The sequence below is a fragment of the Pantoea sp. X-Soil-OKNW-556 genome, assembly GCF_059730695.1.
The window spans coordinates 4,193,030-4,213,244 of the sequence record NZ_AP035990.1 but is presented as its reverse complement, the minus strand read 5'-3'; the positions used below and the strand labels follow the sequence as shown (position 1 = coordinate 4,213,244).

Here is a 20,215-nt window from a genome sequence, read left to right as displayed (position 1 = left end):
ATTCTTTCCGTTATCTCTTCAGCACGGCTTTTTTTAAAGTTCATCTCAACGACACAACACACAAAACCTATACCGCTGAGGAATTTACCATGTCTAAACTTGACCTGCTCGACCCGCAAAACTCTACCCTGATCTTCATCGACCACCAGCCGCAGATGGCATTTGGCGTGGCCAATATCGATCGCCAGCAGCTCAAAAATAACACCGTTGCCCTGGCAAAAGCGGGCAAGATTTTCGACGTGCCGGTGATTTACACCTCGGTGGAAACCGAAAGCTTTAGCGGCTACATCTGGCCGGAACTGCTGGCGGTACACCCGGAAGCGAAGCCGATTGAGCGAACCTCAATGAACTCATGGGAAGATGCCAAATTTGTTGCCGCGGTAGAAAAAACCGGACGTAAAAAGCTGATTATCTCTGCGCTGTGGACCGAAGTGTGCCTGACCTTCCCGGCACTGATGGCGCTGAAAGCGGGTTATGAAGTCTATGTGGTGACTGACACCTCAGGCGGCACCAGCGTGGATGCCCACGAACGTTCGGTACAACGGATGGTGCAGGCGGGTGCGGTGCCGGTGACCTGGCAGCAGGTGCTGCTGGAGTACCAGCGCGACTGGTCACGCAAAGAGACCTATGACGCGGTGATGGACCTGGTGCGTGAGCACAGCGGTGCCTACGGTATGGGCGTTGATTATGCCTACACTATGGTGCATAAAGCGCCGCAACGTCAGCTGTAATAGGGCAGATACGTTTTCAGGGCATCGATAAACAGCCGTAGCGCCATCGACTGATGGCGGTTAGGTGGAAACCACAAGGCGATGCCCGCCGACTGCACACGCCACTCGGCCAGCAACTCCACCAGCTGGCCGTTGGCTAATCCTGCGCTGGCGTACGGCAGCGGCAGGTAAGCGATACCTAAACCGCTGATAGCCGCCTGGGCCATCAGCGCGTTACTGTCGAGTGTCAGCGTACCCGGCACATCCATTTCCAGCGACTCCCCCTGCCGTTGATATTCCCAGCGATAGCGTTTGCCACTCGGCAGCCGCTGGCGGATGCACTGGTGCTGCTGTAAATCCTGCGGATGCTGTACCGGCGGATGATCAGCGAGGTAAGCCCCGGCTGCCACGGTAACAAACGTCAGCGGGCCGCCAAGCGGCACTGCCACCATATCCTGCGGCACGTCTTCAATCAGCCGAATGCCGGCATCAAAACCCTGCGCGGTGATATCCACCAGTGCACCCTGCGCGGCGAGGTCCAGTTCTATTTGCGGATATTGGACGCTGAACGCCGGAATAACATGCGTTAGCAGTAAGCCAATTGCCGCATCGCTGGCGCTGATACGTAGCGTGCCGGAATGCTGCTGGCGCTGAGCGCTGACGTCAAACAGCACCTCGTCCATCTCATTCAATAGCGGCGTCAGCCGACTGAGTAACCGTTGACCGGCCTCGGTCAGTGCCACGCTCCGCGTGGTGCGCTGAAACAACTGCACACCCAGATTGTGTTCCAACCCTTTTACCAGATGGCTGAGTGAGGAACGTTTTAGCCCGAGCATTTCGGCGGCGCGGCGAAAGCTGCGCTGCTCCGCCAGCGTTCTGATGGCTTGCAGTTCATGCCACGAAGGTCTTCTCATTGGTGGTTTTTCCTCACCAGGTCATGCGCGATTAGGGAGACGATAACCACCAGTAAAGCGATCTACCATCAGGTTTTCAACAGGAGGAAACAAAGATGAAAACCTGGTTAATTACCGGTGCCAGCAATGGGCTGGGTCGTTTGATGAGTGAACGCTTACTTGCGCGTGGTGATGTTGTGATTGCCTGCGTTCGTCGGGTGGCGGCGATGGCTGACCTGCAACAACGCTACGCTGAACGTTTGCAGGTTATCGCGTTGGATCTGGCGCAGACCGCCACCATTGCACCCGCCATCACGCAAGCTTTTGCCAGCGCCGGGCGCATTGATGTGGTGGTGAGCAACGCCGCTTACGGCCTGTTTGGTGCCGCCGAGGAGCTGAGTGATGCGCAAATTGAACGGCAAATTGCCACCAACCTCACCGGCTCGATTCAGCTGATTCGTGCAGCGATTCCGCTGCTGCGTCAGCAGGGCGGCGGTCGCATTGCCCAATTGTCGTCGGAAGGCGGCCAGGTGGCTTATCCCAACTTCAGCCTGTATCACGCCACCAAATGGGGCATTGAGGGTTTTGTTGAGGCGGTACGCCAGGAGGTCGTGAGCTTTGGCATCGACTTTTTGTTGGTGGAACCTGGCCCGACAGCGACCAACTTTGGTGCCGGACTGGATGTGGCTACGGCGCTGGAATGCTATCGCGCTACCGCCTCGGGCGAGCTGCGACGCAGGTTGCAGTCAGGGGAGTTTGTCATCCTCGGTGATGCAGAAAAATGTGTGACAGCGATGATCGCCACCCTGGAACAGCCGCAGATGCCGTTGCGACTGGCACTTGGCAGCACCGCTTATCAGCACATTGATATGGCCTTACAAAATCGTCTGGCGGAGTTGCATACGCAAAAAGCACTGGCCTATGGCGCGGATGCCTGAGCAGACTACAGTAGAGGCAGAGCCTGATTAAACTCCAGGAGTTGCTATGTCTGTGCAATCGTTTCAGATTGATATCGCGCAATCACAGTTGGATGACCTCGAATGGCGTCTGCGCCAGACGCGCTGGGCGGCGACCCTGCCCGGCGCTGCGTGGCAGAAAGGCACCGCGCCTGATGAGCTGAAAGCGTTGGTGGATTACTGGCTGCATCAGTATGACTGGCGTCAGCAGGAGCGCGACCTTAACCAGCTTGGGCATTATTACTGGCGGCAGGATGAGACGCAGATCCATTTTGTCCATCAACGCGGCAACGGGCCTGACCCGTTGCCGCTGTTGTTGACTCACGGCTGGCCCGATTCGTTTTTGCGCTACCAGAAAATTATCCCGCTGTTGACCGATCCGGCACGTTTTGGTGGCAAGGCGGAGGATGCGTTCGATGTTATCGTGCCATCGCTACCGGGCTTTGCCTTTTCGGCCTGCCCGCCGGGCGGGGTTAACAACGCGCAAATCGCTGATCTCTGGGCGCAGTTGATGACCGAGTTGGGCTACCCGCGTTTCGCCGCCAGTGGGGGCGATATTGGTTCTGGCGTCACCCGCTACCTTGCGGTGCAGCATCCCGACAGGTTGGTGGGTATTCACCTCACCGATATCGGGTTGGTACGCCCGTTGATGCAGGCGACCGGTGCAGATCTTACCGATGAAGCGCGCGACTATCAGGCGGCAGCGATGAAATGGATTACGCAGGAAGGGGCGTATATGGCGCTGCAATCCACCAAACCGCAAACCCTGGCATTCGCGCTCAATGATTCTCCGGTCGGACTGGCAAGCTGGATTCTGGAGAAATTCCACAGTTGGGGTGATTGCCAGGGCAATGTGTTTGGCCGCTTCAGCAAAGATGAGTTGCTCAATAACATCATGTTGTACTGGCTTACCGCTAGCTTCGGCACCTCAGCCAACCTCTATTACGAAAACAGCCACTCGCTTCCGCCGATGGCGAAAATCACCGTGCCGACCGGGCTGACGCGTTTTCCGTATGACCTGATGCCGCCGCCGCGCCACTGGGCAGAGCAGAATCTGGCTATTCGGCACTGGCATGAATTGCCACGCGGTGGGCATTTTACCGCGATGGAGGAACCAGAGTTGTTGGCGCAGGAGATTCGGGCGTTTTATCAGCCATTGCGCTGAAAGGTATCATTTCTGGCGATATCTAAAATCAAAAATCACGATTTCCGTGATGTCTTCTCCTTTGTCATGCTGAGCACCATCGGAAAAGGCAGGGATTCGCTATCACTGCCACACTTACCTTTTTGCTGACGAGGATGACTGACAATGCAAGCGATGATCTTAAAAAGCCCCGGTGGACTGGAGAATTTGCAATTGGTGGACCTGCCGGACCCCGGCAAACCTGGGCCGGGTGAAATCCGGGTGGCAATTCATGCCACTTCACTGAATTTCCACGATTTACTGGTCGCCCAGGGGGCCATTCCGACCGCTGATGGCCGCATTATGATGGCAGACGGCGCGGGGGTGGTGGAAGAGATTGGCGCTGGCGTCAGCGAATTTAAGGTGGGCGATCATGTGGTATCCGGCTTCTTCCCGCAGTGGCAAGACGGATTATCCTCGGCTCAGGTCGGAAACTTTGCCCAAACACCGGGCGATGGTGCGCACGGTTTTGCCGCAGAAGTGGTGGTGCGTCCGGCCAGCCACTTCACCCTGGCACCAAAAGGCTGGCGACATGCGGAAGCGGCGACCATCACTACCTCCGGTCTGACGGCCTGGCGCGCCTTGGTGGGTGATGCGCAGATCAAAGCGGGTGATACCATTCTGACGTTGGGTACCGGTGGCGTGTCCATCACCGCGCTGCAAATTGCCAAAAGCATGGGCGCTCGGGTGATCGTCACCTCCTCGTCCGATGAAAAGCTGGCGCGTGCGCGCGAGCTGGGCGCGGATGAGGTGATTAACTATCGCAGCACGCCGGAGTGGGGCAAAGCGGTGCAGCAATTGACGCAGGGTCAGGGTGCGGATGTGGTGATTGAGCTGGGCGGTCCCGGCACGATGGCGCAATCGATCGAAGCGGTGCGTGTCGGTGGTCATATTGCGTTGATCGGTGTGCTGACCGGGCGTGAAGGCGTGATCCCTACCTCGCTGTTAATGGCAAAGCAGGCGCGCATTCAGGGATTGATTGTCGGCCATCGCCGCCAGCAGCAGGACTTTGTGCGCGCACTGGAGCAGACCGGCATTCGTCCGGTGATCAGCGACAGTTACGGCACCCTGGGAGATCTACCGGCCGCGTTTCAGCATCAACAAAACGCCGGTCACTTCGGCAAGATTACGGTGGAGTGGTAAATTTCATTGCGCGATAAATCGCGCCGCTACCGTATCTGCAAAGTTTCATAACGACGCGATTCATCGCGCTGTTATGAACAATATCTGCAAAGTTTCGTAGCGGCGCGATTCATCGCGCTGTAATGAACAATATGTGCAAAGTTTCGTCGCGGCGCGATTCATCGCGCTGTAATGAACAATATGTGCAAAGTTTCGTCGCGGCGCGATTCATCGCGCTGTAATGAACAATATGTGCAAGGTTTCGTAGCGGCGCGATTCATCGCGCTGTTATGAACAATATCTGCAAAATTTCGTAGCGGCGCGATTCATCGCGCTACAAATTAATAATAATCGCCGTGACGATAATCCCACGAAGGGAAAATATCGGACAGCAGCGACATAATCTTATCAACATCAAGACCTTTGCGGATCAGCACCGGACAGGGTGTGATTTTGCGCTCGCCTTTTTGCTCCGGGATTAAACGACCTTCATTATCCACCATCGACACCATCACTCCCTGCTCATAACGCACTTTGTTGTCGTCATTGGGTTGAATGGATTTCACGTAATCGTTGGCAGCAATAATTAAATCGGCACGGGATTCAATGCGTTCGCCAATACCTTCAACCAGACCGCGGTTACCCTGACCGGATGGGTTAGCGGAGCTGGCAAAGGAGAATTTACCGTGTTTTTCCCACAATTCTTTTGCCAGTATTTCACCCGGCTTGCCGAATTTAATCACGAAACAGCTGGTCTGGCGGCCATCCATCATTAACGCTTTGGAACCGTCAGCCGGAATACGCGACAACGCATCTTCACGCCACGGTAAGATGCAGCCCAGCAAAATGTCCTGATCCCAGTGGCGTTGATACAGTTCGTCGATTTCCGGGTTGAGCTGTGCCAGGGAACGCAGTTGCTCCAGCGAGCCGCACAGCACCACGCCTGGCTTGTTGCGATTACGGTTTTTCGCCTCGAACTTGCGCTCCAGACCGGCTTTATCGGAGGTCATAATGATGTAGCCGACCTTGGTGGGGCTGACGATCATGCCGCCCTCTTTGGCCAGAATGTCGATGGCTTCGTGCTGTAACCCGCCATTCCAGGTTATTTTTTTACCGCTCATGGAAAGACCCTATCTGCATACAAAATATGACGCACAGGAATATTACCTGCGATGAATATAAGGGATTACGTTATTAACCCGATATTTCTTCAGGATATGCTCTGTCATTATTTATTAGCAGGCAAACCATTAGAGTTATAGGGTTAATTGCAGCGTTTAGCAATAATCGTCTCGGGATAATAATACTAACAATAACCGTCATGCAACTGATGAAAATAACGATAAAATAGATAGGGTTAATTTTAAATAACGCTTAAGAACTGTGGTGTTATTTAGAAAATTGAAGCGCTAAACAGGTGGTTACCGGTTTAGCGTTGCGTTTAAAAAAGGAGAGAATGCGCCGTGGCGCGCAGCGCGATACCTAACAGAATACCCGGTACGGCGAAACGGAACAGTCGTGGGAAGCGACTGGACAGCCCGAGGAAAATGCCGATGCCGGGCAGGTCGAAGGTCTGGATAAGCAAACCTGCCGACGCGTTAATATTGTGGGCGCTGTACAACCCTTTTTCCACCAGACCCGCAATGACGCCATAGTAGGCCGTGCCGCCTGCCAGGCATTTGGTGAGCGCGGGCAGAATGTAGACCTCGGAAATATTCAGCCGATCCAGCAACGGAGACAACCACCGGGTCAGCAATTCTACGCCACCGGCCTCTTTCAGAATGCCGACTACCGATAAGGAGAGGATCAACATCGGTAGCGAGCCAAGCGCCAGACGAATCGCATCGGAACCGGCATTATTGATAATGGCAATCAGGCCGGGCTTCGCTTCGTTATGACTGATCCCTTCGTCTTCATCACGCAGCGCGACGGCAGGGAGCTTACGACCAAAAAAGTGGTAAGTGGTGGAAGCCGCCACGATGCCCCCACAAATCGAGATCAGTATGGCCGCCCCCCAATGCAGACCGGCAGGAATCAAAGGATAAAAGGCATTTGCCTGGCCCATGGCAAATAACATGCTGAGCGTGGCAGCCATATGGCGATCGGAGGTGCCACGTTTTTCCATAATCGCCAGGGCGGCGAGCGGAGCGGCGAAACTGACAAAATTTAACTGGATGAGGGCAAATAACGCCAGCCCGGTAATACCCAAAGGTTTTAATAACGGCGTGGTATGACGAACAATAAAATCGAGTACGCCTTTTGCCTCCAGATATTTCATCACAAATAACATAACAACCATGATGGGAATCAGCGTATACAGCGCCACATCCACCGAGGCTTTGCCCGCCGACATAATAATACTGATGATATTCATGCCTGATTCTGTTCCTTGCTACTTAATCCCCGCTGCGCAAAATAAATATTCACGCCAGCCTCCCTCTGCCAAATAATTCACCAAAAAACAGCCACGCGATAAATGCGTTAGCGTCTGCAAAGAGAGAAATGTTATCCCGGCGAGCGAGGATTGAGTAGTAAAGAAACAGAGTTTTTGTCTGGAAGGGAAAGGGAGGAAAGCCAGCATGCTGTAACATGCTGGCCGGGTTAGTTAGCGCATCGTCACAAACTCTTCCGCTGCGGTCGGGTGGATCGCCACGGTGTTGTCGAAGTCTTTTTTGGTGGCACCCATTTTCAGCGCCACTGCAAAGCCTTGCAGCATCTCATCCATGCCAAAACCGATACCGTGGATACCGACGATTTTCTCTTCCGGTCCTACGCAGACCAGCTTCATCCGGCATGGCTGACGGTGTTGGGTGACGGCGGTGTACATGGCGGTGAAGGCCGATTTGTACACTTTCACCTGATCATCGCCGTACTGCTCACGCGCCTGGGGTTCGGTCAGACCGACGGTGCCAATTGGCGGGTGGCTGAATACTACGGTCGGGATATTGTTGTAATCCAGATGTTCGTCCGGCTTGTTGTTGAACAGACGCTCAGACAAGCGACGGCCTGCTGCTACCGCTACCGGTGTCAGCTCCACCGCACCAGTGTTGTCGCCCACTGCGTAAATGCCCGGCACGCTGGTGTTCTGGAACTTATCCACCTTGATATAACCTTTCTCATCCAGCGCCACGCCAGTGACGGCCAGATTGAAGTTATCGTTGGCTGGCTCACGGCCAATCGCCCATACCAGGCAATCTACGGTTTGCTCCTGACCGTTTTCCAGTTGCAGCGTCAGGCTGCCGTCAGCGTTTTTGATCACCGCTTGCGGGATGGAATCGGTATGCAATGACGGGCCTTCAGCCTGCATCACTTCAACCAGCGTATCGGTGATCAGCGGATCAAAGCTGCGCAGCGGCGCGTGCTTACGCACAAACAGGTGGGTTTCCGCGCCCAACGCGTTGACCACACCTGCCAGCTCCACGGCGATATAACCGGCTCCGACGACCGCCACACGCTTTGGCAGCGCATCCAGCTCAAAGAAGCCGTCGGAGTCGATGCCGTATTCTGCTCCCGGCACGTTGGGATGGCTTGGACGGCCACCAGTGGCGATCAGGATATGATCAGCGGTAATGGTTTCGCCGTTCACCTCCACGGTGTGCGCATCAACAAAACGGGCGAACCCTTTGATTACTTCCACCTTATTCTTGCCCAGCACGTTGTCGTATGAGGTGTGGATACGATCGATATAGGCGCTGCGATTTTTCACCAGGGTTGACCAGTCGAAGCGGTTAACCGTGGTGTCGAAGCCGTAATCCGGGCCATACAGGTGAATAGCTTCGGCAATCTGCGCCGCGTGCCACATCACTTTTTTTGGTACGCAACCTACGTTGACACAGGTGCCGCCCAGCTCTTTGGCTTCAATCAGGGCGCATTTCTGGCCGTACATCGCTGCACGGTTAATGGAGGCGATTCCGCCGCTGCCGCCGCCAATGGCAAGGTAGTCAAAATGTCTGGTCATCAGATGTGTCCATTTGCAGGAAGAAAAATTGGGTTAGAGTGTAACGCTGACAGGGGAAAGGGCGCAAAGATTGCACCTATGATTGTGATAGGGTTGGATCAACACCCATTACAGGGAAGCACCGTATGCAACTGACATTTCTTGGCACCGGCGCAGGTGCGCCAAGCCTGCAACGTAACGTCACCGCCATTGCGTTGACCTTATCCAAACGGGGTGACACTTGGTTGTTCGATTGTGGTGAGGCGACGCAGCATCAATACATGCGTTCGGCGCTGAAACCGAGCAAGCTGGAAAAAATCTTTATTACCCATCTGCACGGCGACCATATTTTTGGTCTGCCCGGATTGCTCACCAGTCGCTCGATGGCGGGCTTGAAAGAACCACTGACCATCTATGGTCCGTCAGGTATCCGTCAATTCATCGAGACGGCGCTGAACCTGAGCGGCTCCTATACCAGCTTTCCGCTGGAAATCGTGGAAATCGCCGCCGGGCTGGTGTTTGACGACGGTGATTTCCGTGTCACCGCCTGGCCGATGAATCATATTGTGGAGTGCTACGGCTACCGCATCGAACAGCATGATACCCCCGGTTTTCTTGATGCTCCGCGCCTGAAAGCGGAAGGGGTGCCGCGTGGGCCGTGGTATCAGCAACTGAAGCAGGGCGAGCGTGTCCGGTTGGAGGATGGGCGCGAAATTAATGGTGCTGAATATCTGGGGCCGTCCACCAAAGGCAAGGTGGTGGCGATTTTTGGCGATACCGGGCCGACTGAGGTGGCGTTGCAACTGGCGGCTGATGCCGATGTGATGGTGCACGAAACCACGCTCGAGGCGGCGCTGGCGGAGAAGGCCAACAGTCGCGGCCATTCCACCACGATACAAACGGCAGAAGTGGCAAAACAGGCCGGGGCTAAGCGGTTGATCGCCACCCATTTTAGCTCGCGCTATTTGTCACAGGATCGGGAGAGATTGCTGGCGGAGTGCCAGTCCATCTTTGCGGCGACGGAGCTGGCACATGATTTTGCGGTGTTCGAGATTTAGTGCGCCTTACTCCGGGACAATCCACTCAATACGAGTATGACCGGTGCCTGCTGGCACCAGTTTCTGATGCAGCCACGGCAGCAGTTCTTTCATCTGCTGCTCCAGCTTCCACGGTGGGTTAATCACAATCATCCCCGAAGCGGTCATACCACGCTGGTCGCTGTCCGGGCGGACGGCCAGCTCAATCTGCAAAATGTTGCGAATGCCGGTGGCTTGCAGATCTTTGGTCATATGTTTGATTTGCTGACGTAGCACCACCGGATACCACAACGCGTAGATACCGGTACTGAAACGCTTGTAACCTTCCTGAATGCCTTTCACCACGTCCTGATAATCGCTTTTCAGCTCATACGGCGGGTCGATCAGGATCAGGCCACGGCGCGTTGGCGGTGGCAGCTTGGCTTTCAACTGCTGATAACCATCGGCACGCTCGACACGCGCACGGCTGTCTTTGCTGAATTCATTGCGCAGCAGCGGATAATCGCTGGAATGCAGCTCGGTGAGTTGCAGTTTATCGTCCTGGCGCAGCAGATGGCGGGCAATCAGCGGTGAACCCGGATAGTAGCGCAGGGTGCCGTTAGGGTTCAGGTTACGGATCGCCGAGAAGTAAGGCTTCAGCAGTTCCGGCGCATCCGGCTGCTGCCAGATACGCGCGATGCCTTCCAGATATTCACCGGTACGCTCGGCGTGCTCACCGCTCAGCTGGTAACGTCCGGCACCGGCGTGGGTATCCAGATAGAGGAAAGGCTTCTCCTTCTCCATCAGGGCGGTCAGGATCAGGCTCTCAACGGTGTGTTTGAGCACGTCGGCATGGTTGCCGGCATGAAAACTGTGGCGATAACTCAGCATAAAAAAGAGGGGTCCGCGGTTGGATCAAAGAATTCACTACATCGTATGTGGCGGGATTATAGCCGCGCTGGATAAAAATTGCTGACGTTTCGGGGCAGCATTGATTTTCCGCTAATCAGGCCGCATGTTAGTAAGATTGCGTTGCGCGACCGATCGCGCCCCATACTCCATAAAAGGACTGCGCTTATGACCAATCCGTTACTTACGCCTTTTACCCTTCCGCCTTTTTCTGCCATCAAACCTGAGCACGTTGTTCCTGCGGTAACCGCCGCACTGGACGACTGCCGTGCGGCGGTGGAGCGCGTAGTGGCACAGGGCGCGCCTTATAGCTGGGATAACCTGGTACAACCGCTGGCAGAAGTGGATGATCGCCTCGGGCGTATTTTTTCGCCGGTCAGCCATCTGAACTCGGTAAAAAACAGCCCGGAACTGCGTGAGGCTTATGAGCAGACGCTGCCGCTGCTGTCCGAATACAGCACCTGGGTTGGTCAGCATGAAGGACTGTACCAGGCGTATCGTGACCTGAAGCAGGGTGACAACTATGCGGCGCTGGATATCGCCCAGAAGAAAGCGGTGGATAACAGCCTGCGTGATTTCGAGTTATCGGGTATCGGACTCGATAAAGAAAAACAGAAACGCTATGGCGAGATTGCCGCGCGTCTGTCTGAGCTGGGTTCGACCTACAGCAACAACGTCCTCGATGCCACTCAGGGCTGGAACAAACTGATCACCGATGAAGCGGAGCTGTCCGGTATGCCGGAAAGCGCGCTGGCGGCAGCCAAAGCGATGGCGGAAGCCAAAGAGCAGGAAGGCTGGTTGCTGACGCTGGATATCCCGAGCTATCTGCCGGTGATGACCTACTGCGACAACGCGGCGCTGCGTGAAGAGATGTATCGCGCCTACTCAACCCGTGCGTCTGATCAAGGCCCGAACGCCGGTAAATGGGATAACGGCCCGGTGATGGCAGAAGAACTGGCGCTGCGCCACGAACTGGCCCAGTTGCTCGGCTTTGATTCCTTTGCGGATAAATCGCTGGCGACCAAAATGGCGGAAAGCCCGTCTCAGGTGATCGATTTCCTCACTGACCTTGCTAAACGCGCCCGTCCACAGGGTGAGAAAGAGCTGGCCCAACTGCGCGCCTTCGCCAAAAAAGAGTTCGGCGTCGACGAGATGAATCCGTGGGATCTGACTTACTACGGCGAAAAGCAGAAGCAGCATCTCTACACCATCAGCGATGAGCAACTGCGTCCCTATTTCCCGGAAGCGCGTGCGGTGAATGGCCTGTTTGAAGTGGTGAAACGTATCTACGGCATCAGCGCGCAAGAGCGTAAAGATGTCGACGTTTACCACCCGGATGTGCGTTTCTTCGACCTGTTTGATGAAACCGGCGAACTGCGCGGTAGCTTCTACCTCGACCTCTACGCGCGTGAGCACAAACGCGGCGGAGCCTGGATGGACGACTGTGTCGGCCAGATGCGCAAAGCCGATGGCAGCCTGCAAAAGCCGGTGGCTTACCTCACCTGTAACTTCAACCGTCCGGTGCAGGGCAAGCCTGCGTTGTTCACCCATGATGAAGTGACCACGCTGTTCCACGAGTTTGGTCATGGTCTGCATCATATGCTGACGCGTATCGAAACCCCTGGCGTGTCCGGTATCAGCGGTGTGCCGTGGGATGCGGTGGAACTGCCGAGCCAGTTTATGGAGAACTGGTGCTGGGAACCGGACGCGCTGGCGTTTATCTCCGGCCACTATGAAACTGGCGAGCCGCTGCCGAAAGAACTGCTGGATAAAATGCTGGCAGCGAAAAACTACCAGGCAGCGCTGTTTATCCTGCGTCAGCTGGAGTTCGGCCTGTTCGATTTCCGTCTGCACACCGAGTTTAACCCGCAGCAGGGCGCGCAAATCCTCGAAACCCTGCGTGAAGTGAAGAAGCAGGTGGCGGTGGTACCCAGCCCGGAATGGGGCCGTTTCCCGCACGCCTTCAGCCATGTGTTTGCGGGTGGCTATGCCGCAGGTTACTACAGCTACCTGTGGGCCGACGTGCTGGCTGCCGATGCGTACTCACGCTTTGAAGAAGAGGGTATCTTTAACCGTGAAACCGGTCAGTCGTTCCTCGACAACATCCTGACGCGTGGTGGTTCTGAGGAGCCAATGGAGCTGTTTAAACGCTTCCGTGGCCGTGAACCGCAGCTCGATGCGATGCTGGAACATTACGGGATTCAGGGATAAGCCTGCTTGTGAAAATCGGTTTAATTGATGAAACAGGCGCCGGAGACGGCGCCTTATTACATTTGGCCCAGCGCTGGGGACTGGAGCAGGATGAGCAGTCGCCACTGGCGCTGGTGCTGACTGCCAGCCATCTTGAGCTGCGTAAACGCGACGAGCCAAAGCTGGGCGGCATTTTTGTTGATTTCGTCTCTGGCGCGATGGCGCACCGGCGTCGTTTTGGCGGTGGGCGCGGTGAAGCAGTGGCGAAAGCGGTGGGTATCAAGGGTGATTACCTGCCGGATGTGGTCGATGCCACGGCCGGATTAGGACGCGATGCCTTTGTTCTGGCCGCGCTGGGCTGCCGGGTGCGCATGCTGGAACGTCATCCGGTGGTGGCGGCGTTGCTGGAGGATGGTTTGCGTCGGGGTTATGACGATGCGGAAATCGGCGGCTGGCTGCGCGAGCGATTAACGCTGCTGCATGTCGTCAGCCAGCAGGCGCTGAGTGAAATCACTCCCGCGCCAGATGTGGTGTATCTCGACCCGATGTATCCTCACCGGCAAAAAAGCGCGATGGTGAAAAAGGAGATGCGGGTATTCCAGTCTCTGGTAGGCGCGGATGAGGATGCTGATGCACTGCTGGAACCGGCGCGGCGTCTGGCGAAAAAACGTATTGTGGTGAAGCGCCCGGATTACGCCCCGCCGTTAGCGGGTGTGGTGACACAGTCAGCGGTGGTGACCAAAAGCCATCGTTTTGATATCTATCCGCCGCTAAGCTGATATTTGCACCTATCCGCTACAAAAAAACAGGCCGGTTTCCCGGCCTGTTTTGTTATTCGTCGTCATCGCGCAACGGCACAATCAACATATCAATATGCACCGTATTAATGAGCTGGCGCGCTGAGGACATCAGCTTGCTCCAGAAGTCCTGATGGTGGCCACATACCACCAAATCCACATCATATTTTCTAATCGCATCCACCAGCACCTGACCGAGGTCACCGCTACCGCTCAGGGTTTCACTGATGGGGTATCCGGCGTTGGTCGAAAGTTCTTTCAGTGCGGTATGCGTCTCTTCAGAGATGCGTTTCTGCATATCACCTAAATTGACGTCAATCAGCCCGGTGTAGAGGTCTGAATAATTCACATCAACGTGGATTAATGAGATTTTCGCATCATAAGGACGTGCCAGTGAGACGGCTTTTTCAACCAGTAACTGGCTTTCAGGGGAAAGGTCTACTGCAATCAGGATGTGTTTATAAGCCATGATATAACTCCTTTCACAAGATTCTGGGGGCAACCCGAATTCCTGCCACGTCACGGCTGGCGAAATCCTTTGCGCATAACGGCGATAAGCGCCACCCATCGAGATTTATGCTTTGCAGGCGGTTTGTTGTTATACCCCCAGTATAGCCAGAGTTGTTAACAAATGCTGCAAGGCGCTGCGCCGCTGTGAGGAAGATCAAGGGTTATCGCTTTTTTCGCTCGCGGTGAACGAAAATCATCGCTGGAAAAATTTTTACCAAATCTCCTACACTGAAAATGACGGTCATACATCTCCTGATGACTTACCGCCGGACTCGCAAAAAAACAACGCAATTCGATTCATTCAGTGGAAGGCTTTCTCGTGGAGCGTTTACAGCGTTGCGTCTCCACGTCTCCAGCCGGGAGGGGATCATGATTAGCACTATCGCGCTTTTTTGGGCTCTTTGTGTAGTTTGTCTGGTGAATATGGCGCGCTATTTCTCTTCTCTGCGCTCGTTATTGGCGGTGCTACGTGGTTGCGATCCGCTGTTATATCAATATGTGGATGGTGCTGGCTTCTTTACGTCGCACGGTCAGCCCAGCAAACAGGTGCGCCTGGTGCGCTATATCTGGGAGAAGCGCTATCGTGACCATCACGACGAAGAGTTTATTCGTCGCTGTGAACGGGTACGCGGGCAATTTATTTTGACCAGCGGGCTGTGTGGGCTGGTGGTTGTCAGCCTGATCGCGATGGCAGTCTGGCAATAAAAAAAGGGCGACATTGCTGTCGCCCTTCGGTGTCTGAAGCGGTGATTACACCAGCTTCAGCGCAATCCAGTACAAGGAACCGGACAACAGAATACACACCGGCAGGGTAAACACCCACGCCATCGCGATATTCTTGATGGTACGGCTTTGCAGACCGCCACCATCAACCAACATGGTCCCGGCGACTGACGACGACAGAATGTGCGTGGTGGAAACCGGCATCCCGGTGTAGCTGGCAATGCCAATCGACACCGCTGCCGTCACCTGCGCTGACATACCCTGCGCGTAGGTCATGCCTTTCTTACCAATCTTCTCACCGATAGTGGTCGCCACACGACGCCAGCCAATCATGGTGCCGACGCCAAGCGCCAGGGCTACGGCCATGATGATCCACACCGGCGCATACTCAACGGTTCCCAACAGATCGCTTTTCAGCTTGTTCAGGAAACGCTGGTCGTCAGCGCTGGTTTCCGGCAGCTTCGCCGCTTTATCGGCGGTATCGGAGATGCACAGCAGCAGACGACGCATCTGGCTGCGCTGGTCAGGTGTCAGGTCACTGTAGCTTTGCAGATTGTTCAGTAAGCCCTGAGCTCGCTGAATCGCTGGCAGCGCACGGGCGCTATCGCAGTGGAATTCATGCGGGCCATTGATGGACTCTTCTGGCGCAGGCACCGCAGGCGGCACCATCTGCACGATGTGCGTCAGGGTTTCGCTGTGCTGCTGGTAGTACTGCTCCAGATGGTTGACGGCATCACGGGTACGGGTGATGTCATAACCGGAGGCATTCATGTTGACCACGAAACCCGCAGGTGCGACACCAATCAGCACCAGCATGATCAGGCCAATGCCTTTCTGACCATCGTTCGCACCGTGTGAATAGCTTACGCCAATGGCGGAAACAATCAGGGCGATACGCGTCCAGAATGGCGGCTTTTTCTTGCCGTCGATTTTCTCGCGATCGGCTGGCGTCATATGAATACGCGAGCGTTTCTTGGTGCTGCTCCAGTAGCGGCGCAGCAGGAAAATCAGGCTACCGGCAATCACCAGACCGACAATCGGCGACAGGATCAGGGAAAGGAAGATATTCAGAACTTTTGGCAGGTTGAGCGCATCAACCACCGACGTTCCGGTCATCAGAGCATTGGTCAGACCGATACCAATAATGGCACCAATCAGGGTATGGGAGCTGGACGCCGGCAGGCCAAGATACCAGGTGCCGAGGTTCCAGATAATCGCAGCCAGCAGCATGGAGAACACCATAGCCAGGCCGTGAGCTGAACCAACATTTAATAGCAGATCGGTGGGGAGCATATGAACAATGGCATAGGCCACGCTCAAACCGCCCAGCAAAACACCGAAAAAGTTGAAAACACCTGCCATCACAACCGCCAGCTGCGCCCGCATCGCACGGGTGTAGATAACTGTCGCGACCGCGTTGGCTGTGTCGTGGAAACCGTTGATTGCTTCGTAAAACAATACAAACAGCAGGGCAAGAACCAATAACAGGCCGGTACTCAGGTCAAGACCAGCAAACAGATGTAGCATAAACGTTACGCCATTTTGGAGGACATGAACGCGGCGCATTATCCGCGACAACGTGCTGTATGGGAAAGGGAAATATAGTCTTTTTTTGTCTTAATGTTGCCAGTCACACGCCTAAACAAGGGAAAAATGCCGAAATATGAGTCATTTACAATATGACATATTTACGGCATTTTTTTGACACTGGCGTCAAAGAGGACAGATCACTACAATCAGCGCCTTTCGGGTGAAGTGAGAAAAAGCAGTGGAAAAGTTTGACGTTATCATTGTTGGCGCGGGTGCTGCGGGCATGTTCTGTGCTGCACAGGCCGGACAGCGTGGCCTGCGTGTGCTGCTGCTTGATAACGGCAAAAAAGCGGGCCGCAAAATTCTGATGTCGGGCGGCGGACGCTGCAATTTCACCAATATGTATACCGAACCCGCAGCTTACCTGTCGCACAACCCGCATTTCTGTAAATCTGCGCTGGCGCGCTATACCCAGTGGGACTTTATCGATCTGGTCAATCGTCACGGCATCGCATATCACGAGAAAACGCTGGGCCAGTTGTTCTGCGATGATTCGGCGCAGCAAATCGTGGATATGCTGCTGGCCGAGTGTGAAGCCGGACAGGTGACGCTCCGGTTGCGCAGCGAAGTGCTGAGCGTGCAGCGTGACGACGCAGGCTACACCCTGCAACTGAACGGCATGACGGTGCAGGCGGAGAAGTTGGTGATCGCCAGCGGTGGCTTATCGATGCCGGGGCTGGGAGCTTCACCGTTCGGTTATAAAGTGGCGGAGCAGTTTGGTTTGAAAGTGTTCCCGACGCGCGCTGCGCTGGTGCCTTTTACTCTGCATAAACCGCTGCTGGAACAATTGAACACCTTATCCGGCGTGGCGTTACCCACCACCATCACTGCGCAGGACGGCACCTTATTTAAAGAGGCGTTGTTGTTTACCCATCGCGGTTTATCTGGCCCGGCGGTGTTGCAAATCTCCAGTTACTGGCAGCCCGGCGAGTTCGTGACGGTGGATTTATCCCCGGCAACGCCGCTGGATGGGTTTATTAATATCCAGCGTGACGCCCATCCGAATCTCAGCCTGAAAAACAGCCTGGCGAAAATTTTGCCGAAGCGCCTGGTGGAAGTGTTGCAGGCGCTGAACCAGATCCCTGACGTCACCCTGAAGCAGCTCAACAGCAAGCAGCAGGGCGAACTGGTGCAAACCCTGCATCAGTGGCGGGTACAGCCAAACGGCACCGAAGGCTACCGCACAGCTGAAGTGACGCTGGGCGGCGTGGATACCACCCTGTTATCGTCAAAAACCCTGGAAGCACGCGATGTGCCCGGATTATATTTTATCGGCGAAGTGGTGGATGTGACCGGCTGGCTGGGTGGCTATAACTTCCAGTGGGCGTGGAGTTCCGCCTGGGCGTGCGCGCAGGCGTTGTCATCCTGATTACGGCAACTTGAGATTGATCAGGTAATCATACTGAATACGTGAAATATCCAGCGGGGCCCCGCCTTCAAAATAGACCTTCATAAACTCGGCAGGTCGGCCAACAATATCAACGCGCTGATAGGCTGAGCTGATAAATCGGGTCAGTATCTGCTGAATTGCCGCGGCCTGATCGCCCGGAAGTGCATTTTTACCGGTGACATTTTGTTCAAAAGTCAGGGGAGGGCTGTCTTCATCAGGTTTGTACTGTACGCGTTTGACATAGACGTCATTGCGGAATTCAGAAAATGCATTGTGGGTGGTATTGAACATATCGGCGAGATTTTTGATATGTGACGCCATCTGATTCACCGCCACGACTTTCTGGGTCACAAAACGTGTTCCCCACGCGGAGGCGGCGGTGACGCCGAACTGTACGGCATTCCTGCCAATGATGCTGCCCACACTGGAACCTAATCCCGCCCATAGCCCGGCACCGAGAAATATTGCGGTTCCCCCCAACGCACTTTTGGCGGCATTATCCACATGCTGGACGCGCACACCGGCTACCCGGTTATCCAGATGGTTAATCCTCCCCAGTGGTAACTGCCCTGACTCGACATCGCCTGAAGCCAGGCGGCGGTTATTCTCGTCTTTGTAATCTTTCAGGGTATAAGCAATCTGACTGGTTTCCGATTTAGCCAGTCTGAAGACTTCATCCGTGGATAACGAACGGACGAGAATCAAAGCTTCGTCCAGAATTTCAGTGGTCAGATAGTTTGCTGACACACGATTATTTAATTCGGGTTGTGATGTCAGTGCTAATATTTCATGTGATTTCGGAAATGCCATAACGCCCCCGAGCGTGGTTAGACTTCTTTGTTTTGTTTGATATCCCAACCCATCTGCACTGACGCGCCTTTATTCCCCTGCGAAGTCTGTTCCCAATATTCCATCGCCACCTTACTGGCCTGAAATGCGTATTCCATACCCAGGGTTGATCCATGTGCTACGCCGATATAATCGGTTTGTGTTACCAACACATCTTCCAGCGTAATAAGGGTATATTCGACTTCCTGACCGCCGGCTTTGCAGACTGACAGTTGAACTTTGGCAATATGTTTGCCGCTGGAGCAATATTTCAGTAACGCCGGGGTACCTTTATCAACCAGCGCCTGCACAGTAAGGTCACGATAATTCACTTTACCTGCGCCACCACCACCACCCACCGCCATATTACCGGGTTGCTTTGCACCCCAGCTAAATGAATACACATCGATCCAGTTCTTGTGATTCGCATTTTGCGATTCACCATTGATGCCATCCACTTTTAAAAAAATATCTATCGCCATTGTGTTTACCATCGCCTTGTCGTGATATCAGGGTGTCATGCGTGTTTAGCTTTCTTTGTTTTGCTTAATGTCCCAGCTCACTTTGCTTTCGGCACCTTTGGTACCACTCTCGCCCTGTTCCCAATAGCTCATGGAGACTTTGGCCGCCTGGAAGGCGTAATCCACTACGATGGTGTCGCTCTGACCCACGCCGTTGAAGTCGGTTTGCGTAACCAGCACGTCTTCAAGAGTGATCTTTGAATATTCAACCTGGTTGCCACCGGCCTTACAAACTGACAGCTCGACTTTGTCGACATGTTTACCGCTGGAGCAGAACTTCAAAATCGCCGGGGTGGATTTATCAATCAACGCCTTAATATTCAGATCACGGTAAGCCACTTTGCCAGCACCACCGCCGCCGCCAACTGACATATTTCCCGGTTGTGCAGCCCCCCATGTAAAGGAGAGTACATCGGTCCATCCTTTGTGATTGCTGTCCTGGGACTCACCGGTTGTTCCGTCAACTTTCAAATAAATATCAATAGCCATTACCTGATTTCCTGATTGTTTTTTCCATGAAAGATAAATGAGATACGCATCTCACTCGGTTACGTGAAAATGGTGTCAAGCCAGTTAATATGGAGATAATTCTGTCACCGCAATGTCACTTTTCACCCGATTATCTGAATAAACCGAGGTGATATTGCGGCCTGCTAAAGCTGATATGTCACTTATTTGTGTAGAGATTGGATCTGATTATCATCGCGTAAATACGCGATGGCACCGTAATACATTAGTAAAATTTAACACGGCTTCATGTCAATAAATTAACAGTGTTAACGATTTTATTAGGATGATTCTGAAACTGAATGATGTTGCCCAATGTTGGGAAGCGTGGGGCGGGAAACGATGGTGCATTGAGTAGCGGCGCGATTTATCGCGCGGGTCTTTGCAGGTCATGCCACAGCCTGAAAAGAGCGCGATAAATCGCGCCGCTACA

19 protein-coding genes are annotated in these 20,215 nt (G+C 54.3%); 9 read left to right on the top strand and 10 right to left on the bottom strand.

Annotation, left to right across the window (positions count from 1 at the left end):
* The first annotated feature begins 89 nt into the window (after nucleotides 1-89).
* Nucleotides 90-731 (top strand): hydrolase, encoded by a 642-nt coding sequence (locus AC6I8T_RS19660; protein ID WP_021184923.1) that lies wholly within the window; start codon nucleotides 90-92, stop codon nucleotides 729-731.
* Here the strand turns inward: AC6I8T_RS19660 and AC6I8T_RS19655 are convergent.
* Nucleotides 722-1,624: a LysR family transcriptional regulator gene (locus AC6I8T_RS19655; protein WP_497834251.1), complete on the bottom strand. Its 903-nt coding sequence runs from the start codon at nucleotides 1,622-1,624 to the stop codon at nucleotides 722-724. The genes AC6I8T_RS19660 and AC6I8T_RS19655 overlap by 10 nt on opposite strands.
* Before the next feature lie 95 nt (nucleotides 1,625-1,719).
* Between AC6I8T_RS19655 and AC6I8T_RS19650 the strand changes: the two genes are divergently transcribed.
* The 3 genes from AC6I8T_RS19650 to AC6I8T_RS19640 all read left to right on the top strand — a co-directional run bounded on the left by AC6I8T_RS19650 (nucleotide 1,720) and on the right by AC6I8T_RS19640 (nucleotide 4,885).
* Nucleotides 1,720-2,541 (top strand): SDR family oxidoreductase, encoded by an 822-nt coding sequence (locus AC6I8T_RS19650; protein ID WP_497834250.1) that lies wholly within the window; start codon nucleotides 1,720-1,722, stop codon nucleotides 2,539-2,541.
* Between the two features lie 46 nt (nucleotides 2,542-2,587).
* Nucleotides 2,588-3,724, top strand: coding sequence for an epoxide hydrolase family protein (locus AC6I8T_RS19645; protein ID WP_208724352.1), 1,137 nt, complete (start codon nucleotides 2,588-2,590; stop codon nucleotides 3,722-3,724).
* Between the two features lie 144 nt (nucleotides 3,725-3,868).
* Nucleotides 3,869-4,885: a zinc-dependent alcohol dehydrogenase family protein gene (locus tag AC6I8T_RS19640; RefSeq protein ID WP_208724351.1), complete on the top strand. Its 1,017-nt coding sequence runs from the start codon at nucleotides 3,869-3,871 to the stop codon at nucleotides 4,883-4,885.
* A 320-nt stretch (nucleotides 4,886-5,205) separates the two neighbouring features.
* Here AC6I8T_RS19640 and AC6I8T_RS19635 read toward each other — a convergent pair whose 3' ends face one another.
* The 3 genes from AC6I8T_RS19635 to gorA all read right to left on the bottom strand — a co-directional run bounded on the left by AC6I8T_RS19635 (nucleotide 5,206) and on the right by gorA (nucleotide 8,822).
* Nucleotides 5,206-5,985 (bottom strand): L-threonylcarbamoyladenylate synthase, encoded by a 780-nt coding sequence (locus AC6I8T_RS19635; RefSeq protein WP_021184918.1) that lies wholly within the window; start codon nucleotides 5,983-5,985, stop codon nucleotides 5,206-5,208.
* 320 nt (nucleotides 5,986-6,305) lie between these two features.
* Complete coding sequence (locus AC6I8T_RS19630; RefSeq protein ID WP_208724350.1) at nucleotides 6,306-7,238, bottom strand: nucleoside recognition domain-containing protein; 933 nt, start codon at nucleotides 7,236-7,238, stop codon at nucleotides 6,306-6,308.
* A gap of 231 nt (nucleotides 7,239-7,469) precedes the next feature.
* Complete coding sequence (gene gorA, locus AC6I8T_RS19625; RefSeq protein ID WP_208724349.1) at nucleotides 7,470-8,822, bottom strand: glutathione-disulfide reductase; 1,353 nt, start codon at nucleotides 8,820-8,822, stop codon at nucleotides 7,470-7,472.
* A 125-nt stretch (nucleotides 8,823-8,947) separates the two neighbouring features.
* On the opposite strand from gorA, the gene rnz reads away from it, so the two are divergent.
* Nucleotides 8,948-9,859 carry a ribonuclease Z gene (rnz, locus tag AC6I8T_RS19620; RefSeq protein WP_208724348.1) on the top strand — a complete coding sequence of 304 codons (912 nt, stop codon included), beginning with the start codon at nucleotides 8,948-8,950 and terminating at the stop codon, nucleotides 9,857-9,859.
* 6 nt (nucleotides 9,860-9,865) lie between these two features.
* Here the strand turns inward: rnz and AC6I8T_RS19615 are convergent, their stop codons facing one another.
* Nucleotides 9,866-10,708: a 23S rRNA (adenine(2030)-N(6))-methyltransferase RlmJ gene (locus AC6I8T_RS19615; RefSeq protein WP_021184914.1), complete on the bottom strand. Its 843-nt coding sequence runs from the start codon at nucleotides 10,706-10,708 to the stop codon at nucleotides 9,866-9,868.
* A 186-nt stretch (nucleotides 10,709-10,894) separates the two neighbouring features.
* Here AC6I8T_RS19615 and prlC point away from each other — a divergent pair, with 186 nt between their 5' ends.
* Complete coding sequence (gene prlC, locus AC6I8T_RS19610) at nucleotides 10,895-12,937, top strand: oligopeptidase A (RefSeq protein WP_021184913.1); 2,043 nt, start codon at nucleotides 10,895-10,897, stop codon at nucleotides 12,935-12,937.
* A gap of 8 nt (nucleotides 12,938-12,945) precedes the next feature.
* A complete protein-coding gene (rsmJ, locus tag AC6I8T_RS19605; RefSeq protein ID WP_208724347.1) occupies nucleotides 12,946-13,695 on the top strand; it encodes a 16S rRNA (guanine(1516)-N(2))-methyltransferase RsmJ in 750 nt (249 codons plus the stop codon).
* Between the two features lie 52 nt (nucleotides 13,696-13,747).
* Here rsmJ and uspA read toward each other — a convergent pair whose 3' ends face one another.
* Complete coding sequence (gene uspA, locus AC6I8T_RS19600; RefSeq protein ID WP_013510885.1) at nucleotides 13,748-14,182, bottom strand: universal stress protein UspA; 435 nt, start codon at nucleotides 14,180-14,182, stop codon at nucleotides 13,748-13,750.
* Between the two features lie 410 nt (nucleotides 14,183-14,592).
* Here uspA and uspB point away from each other — a divergent pair, with 410 nt between their 5' ends.
* Nucleotides 14,593-14,928: a universal stress protein UspB gene (uspB, locus tag AC6I8T_RS19595; protein WP_036626735.1), complete on the top strand. Its 336-nt coding sequence runs from the start codon at nucleotides 14,593-14,595 to the stop codon at nucleotides 14,926-14,928.
* 45 nt (nucleotides 14,929-14,973) lie between these two features.
* Here uspB and pitA read toward each other — a convergent pair whose 3' ends face one another.
* Nucleotides 14,974-16,473, bottom strand: a complete 1,500-nt coding sequence (pitA, locus tag AC6I8T_RS19590; protein ID WP_021184910.1) for an inorganic phosphate transporter PitA — start codon at nucleotides 16,471-16,473, stop codon at nucleotides 14,974-14,976.
* Nucleotides 16,474-16,714: 241 nt separating this feature from the next.
* Between pitA and AC6I8T_RS19585 the strand changes: the two genes are divergently transcribed.
* Nucleotides 16,715-17,905 carry a BaiN/RdsA family NAD(P)/FAD-dependent oxidoreductase gene (locus tag AC6I8T_RS19585; protein ID WP_208724346.1) on the top strand — a complete coding sequence of 397 codons (1,191 nt, stop codon included), beginning with the start codon at nucleotides 16,715-16,717 and terminating at the stop codon, nucleotides 17,903-17,905.
* On the opposite strand, the gene AC6I8T_RS19580 is transcribed toward AC6I8T_RS19585, so the two are convergent.
* From AC6I8T_RS19580 to AC6I8T_RS19570, 3 genes are read right to left on the bottom strand one after another with little or no spacing between them, the layout of a single operon-like run.
* On the bottom strand, nucleotides 17,906-18,736 hold the full coding sequence (locus AC6I8T_RS19580) for a hypothetical protein (RefSeq protein WP_021184908.1): 831 nt from the start codon (nucleotides 18,734-18,736) through the stop codon (nucleotides 17,906-17,908). It abuts the gene before it with no gap.
* Between the two features lie 17 nt (nucleotides 18,737-18,753).
* Nucleotides 18,754-19,236, bottom strand: a complete 483-nt coding sequence (locus AC6I8T_RS19575; protein ID WP_021184907.1) for an Hcp family type VI secretion system effector — start codon at nucleotides 19,234-19,236, stop codon at nucleotides 18,754-18,756.
* Nucleotides 19,237-19,281: 45 nt separating this feature from the next.
* The gene (locus AC6I8T_RS19570; protein ID WP_021184906.1) at nucleotides 19,282-19,764 is read right to left on the bottom strand and encodes an Hcp family type VI secretion system effector; all 483 of its coding nucleotides are present in this window, start codon (nucleotides 19,762-19,764) and stop codon (nucleotides 19,282-19,284) included.
* Between the last annotated feature and the right edge of the window lie 451 nt (nucleotides 19,765-20,215).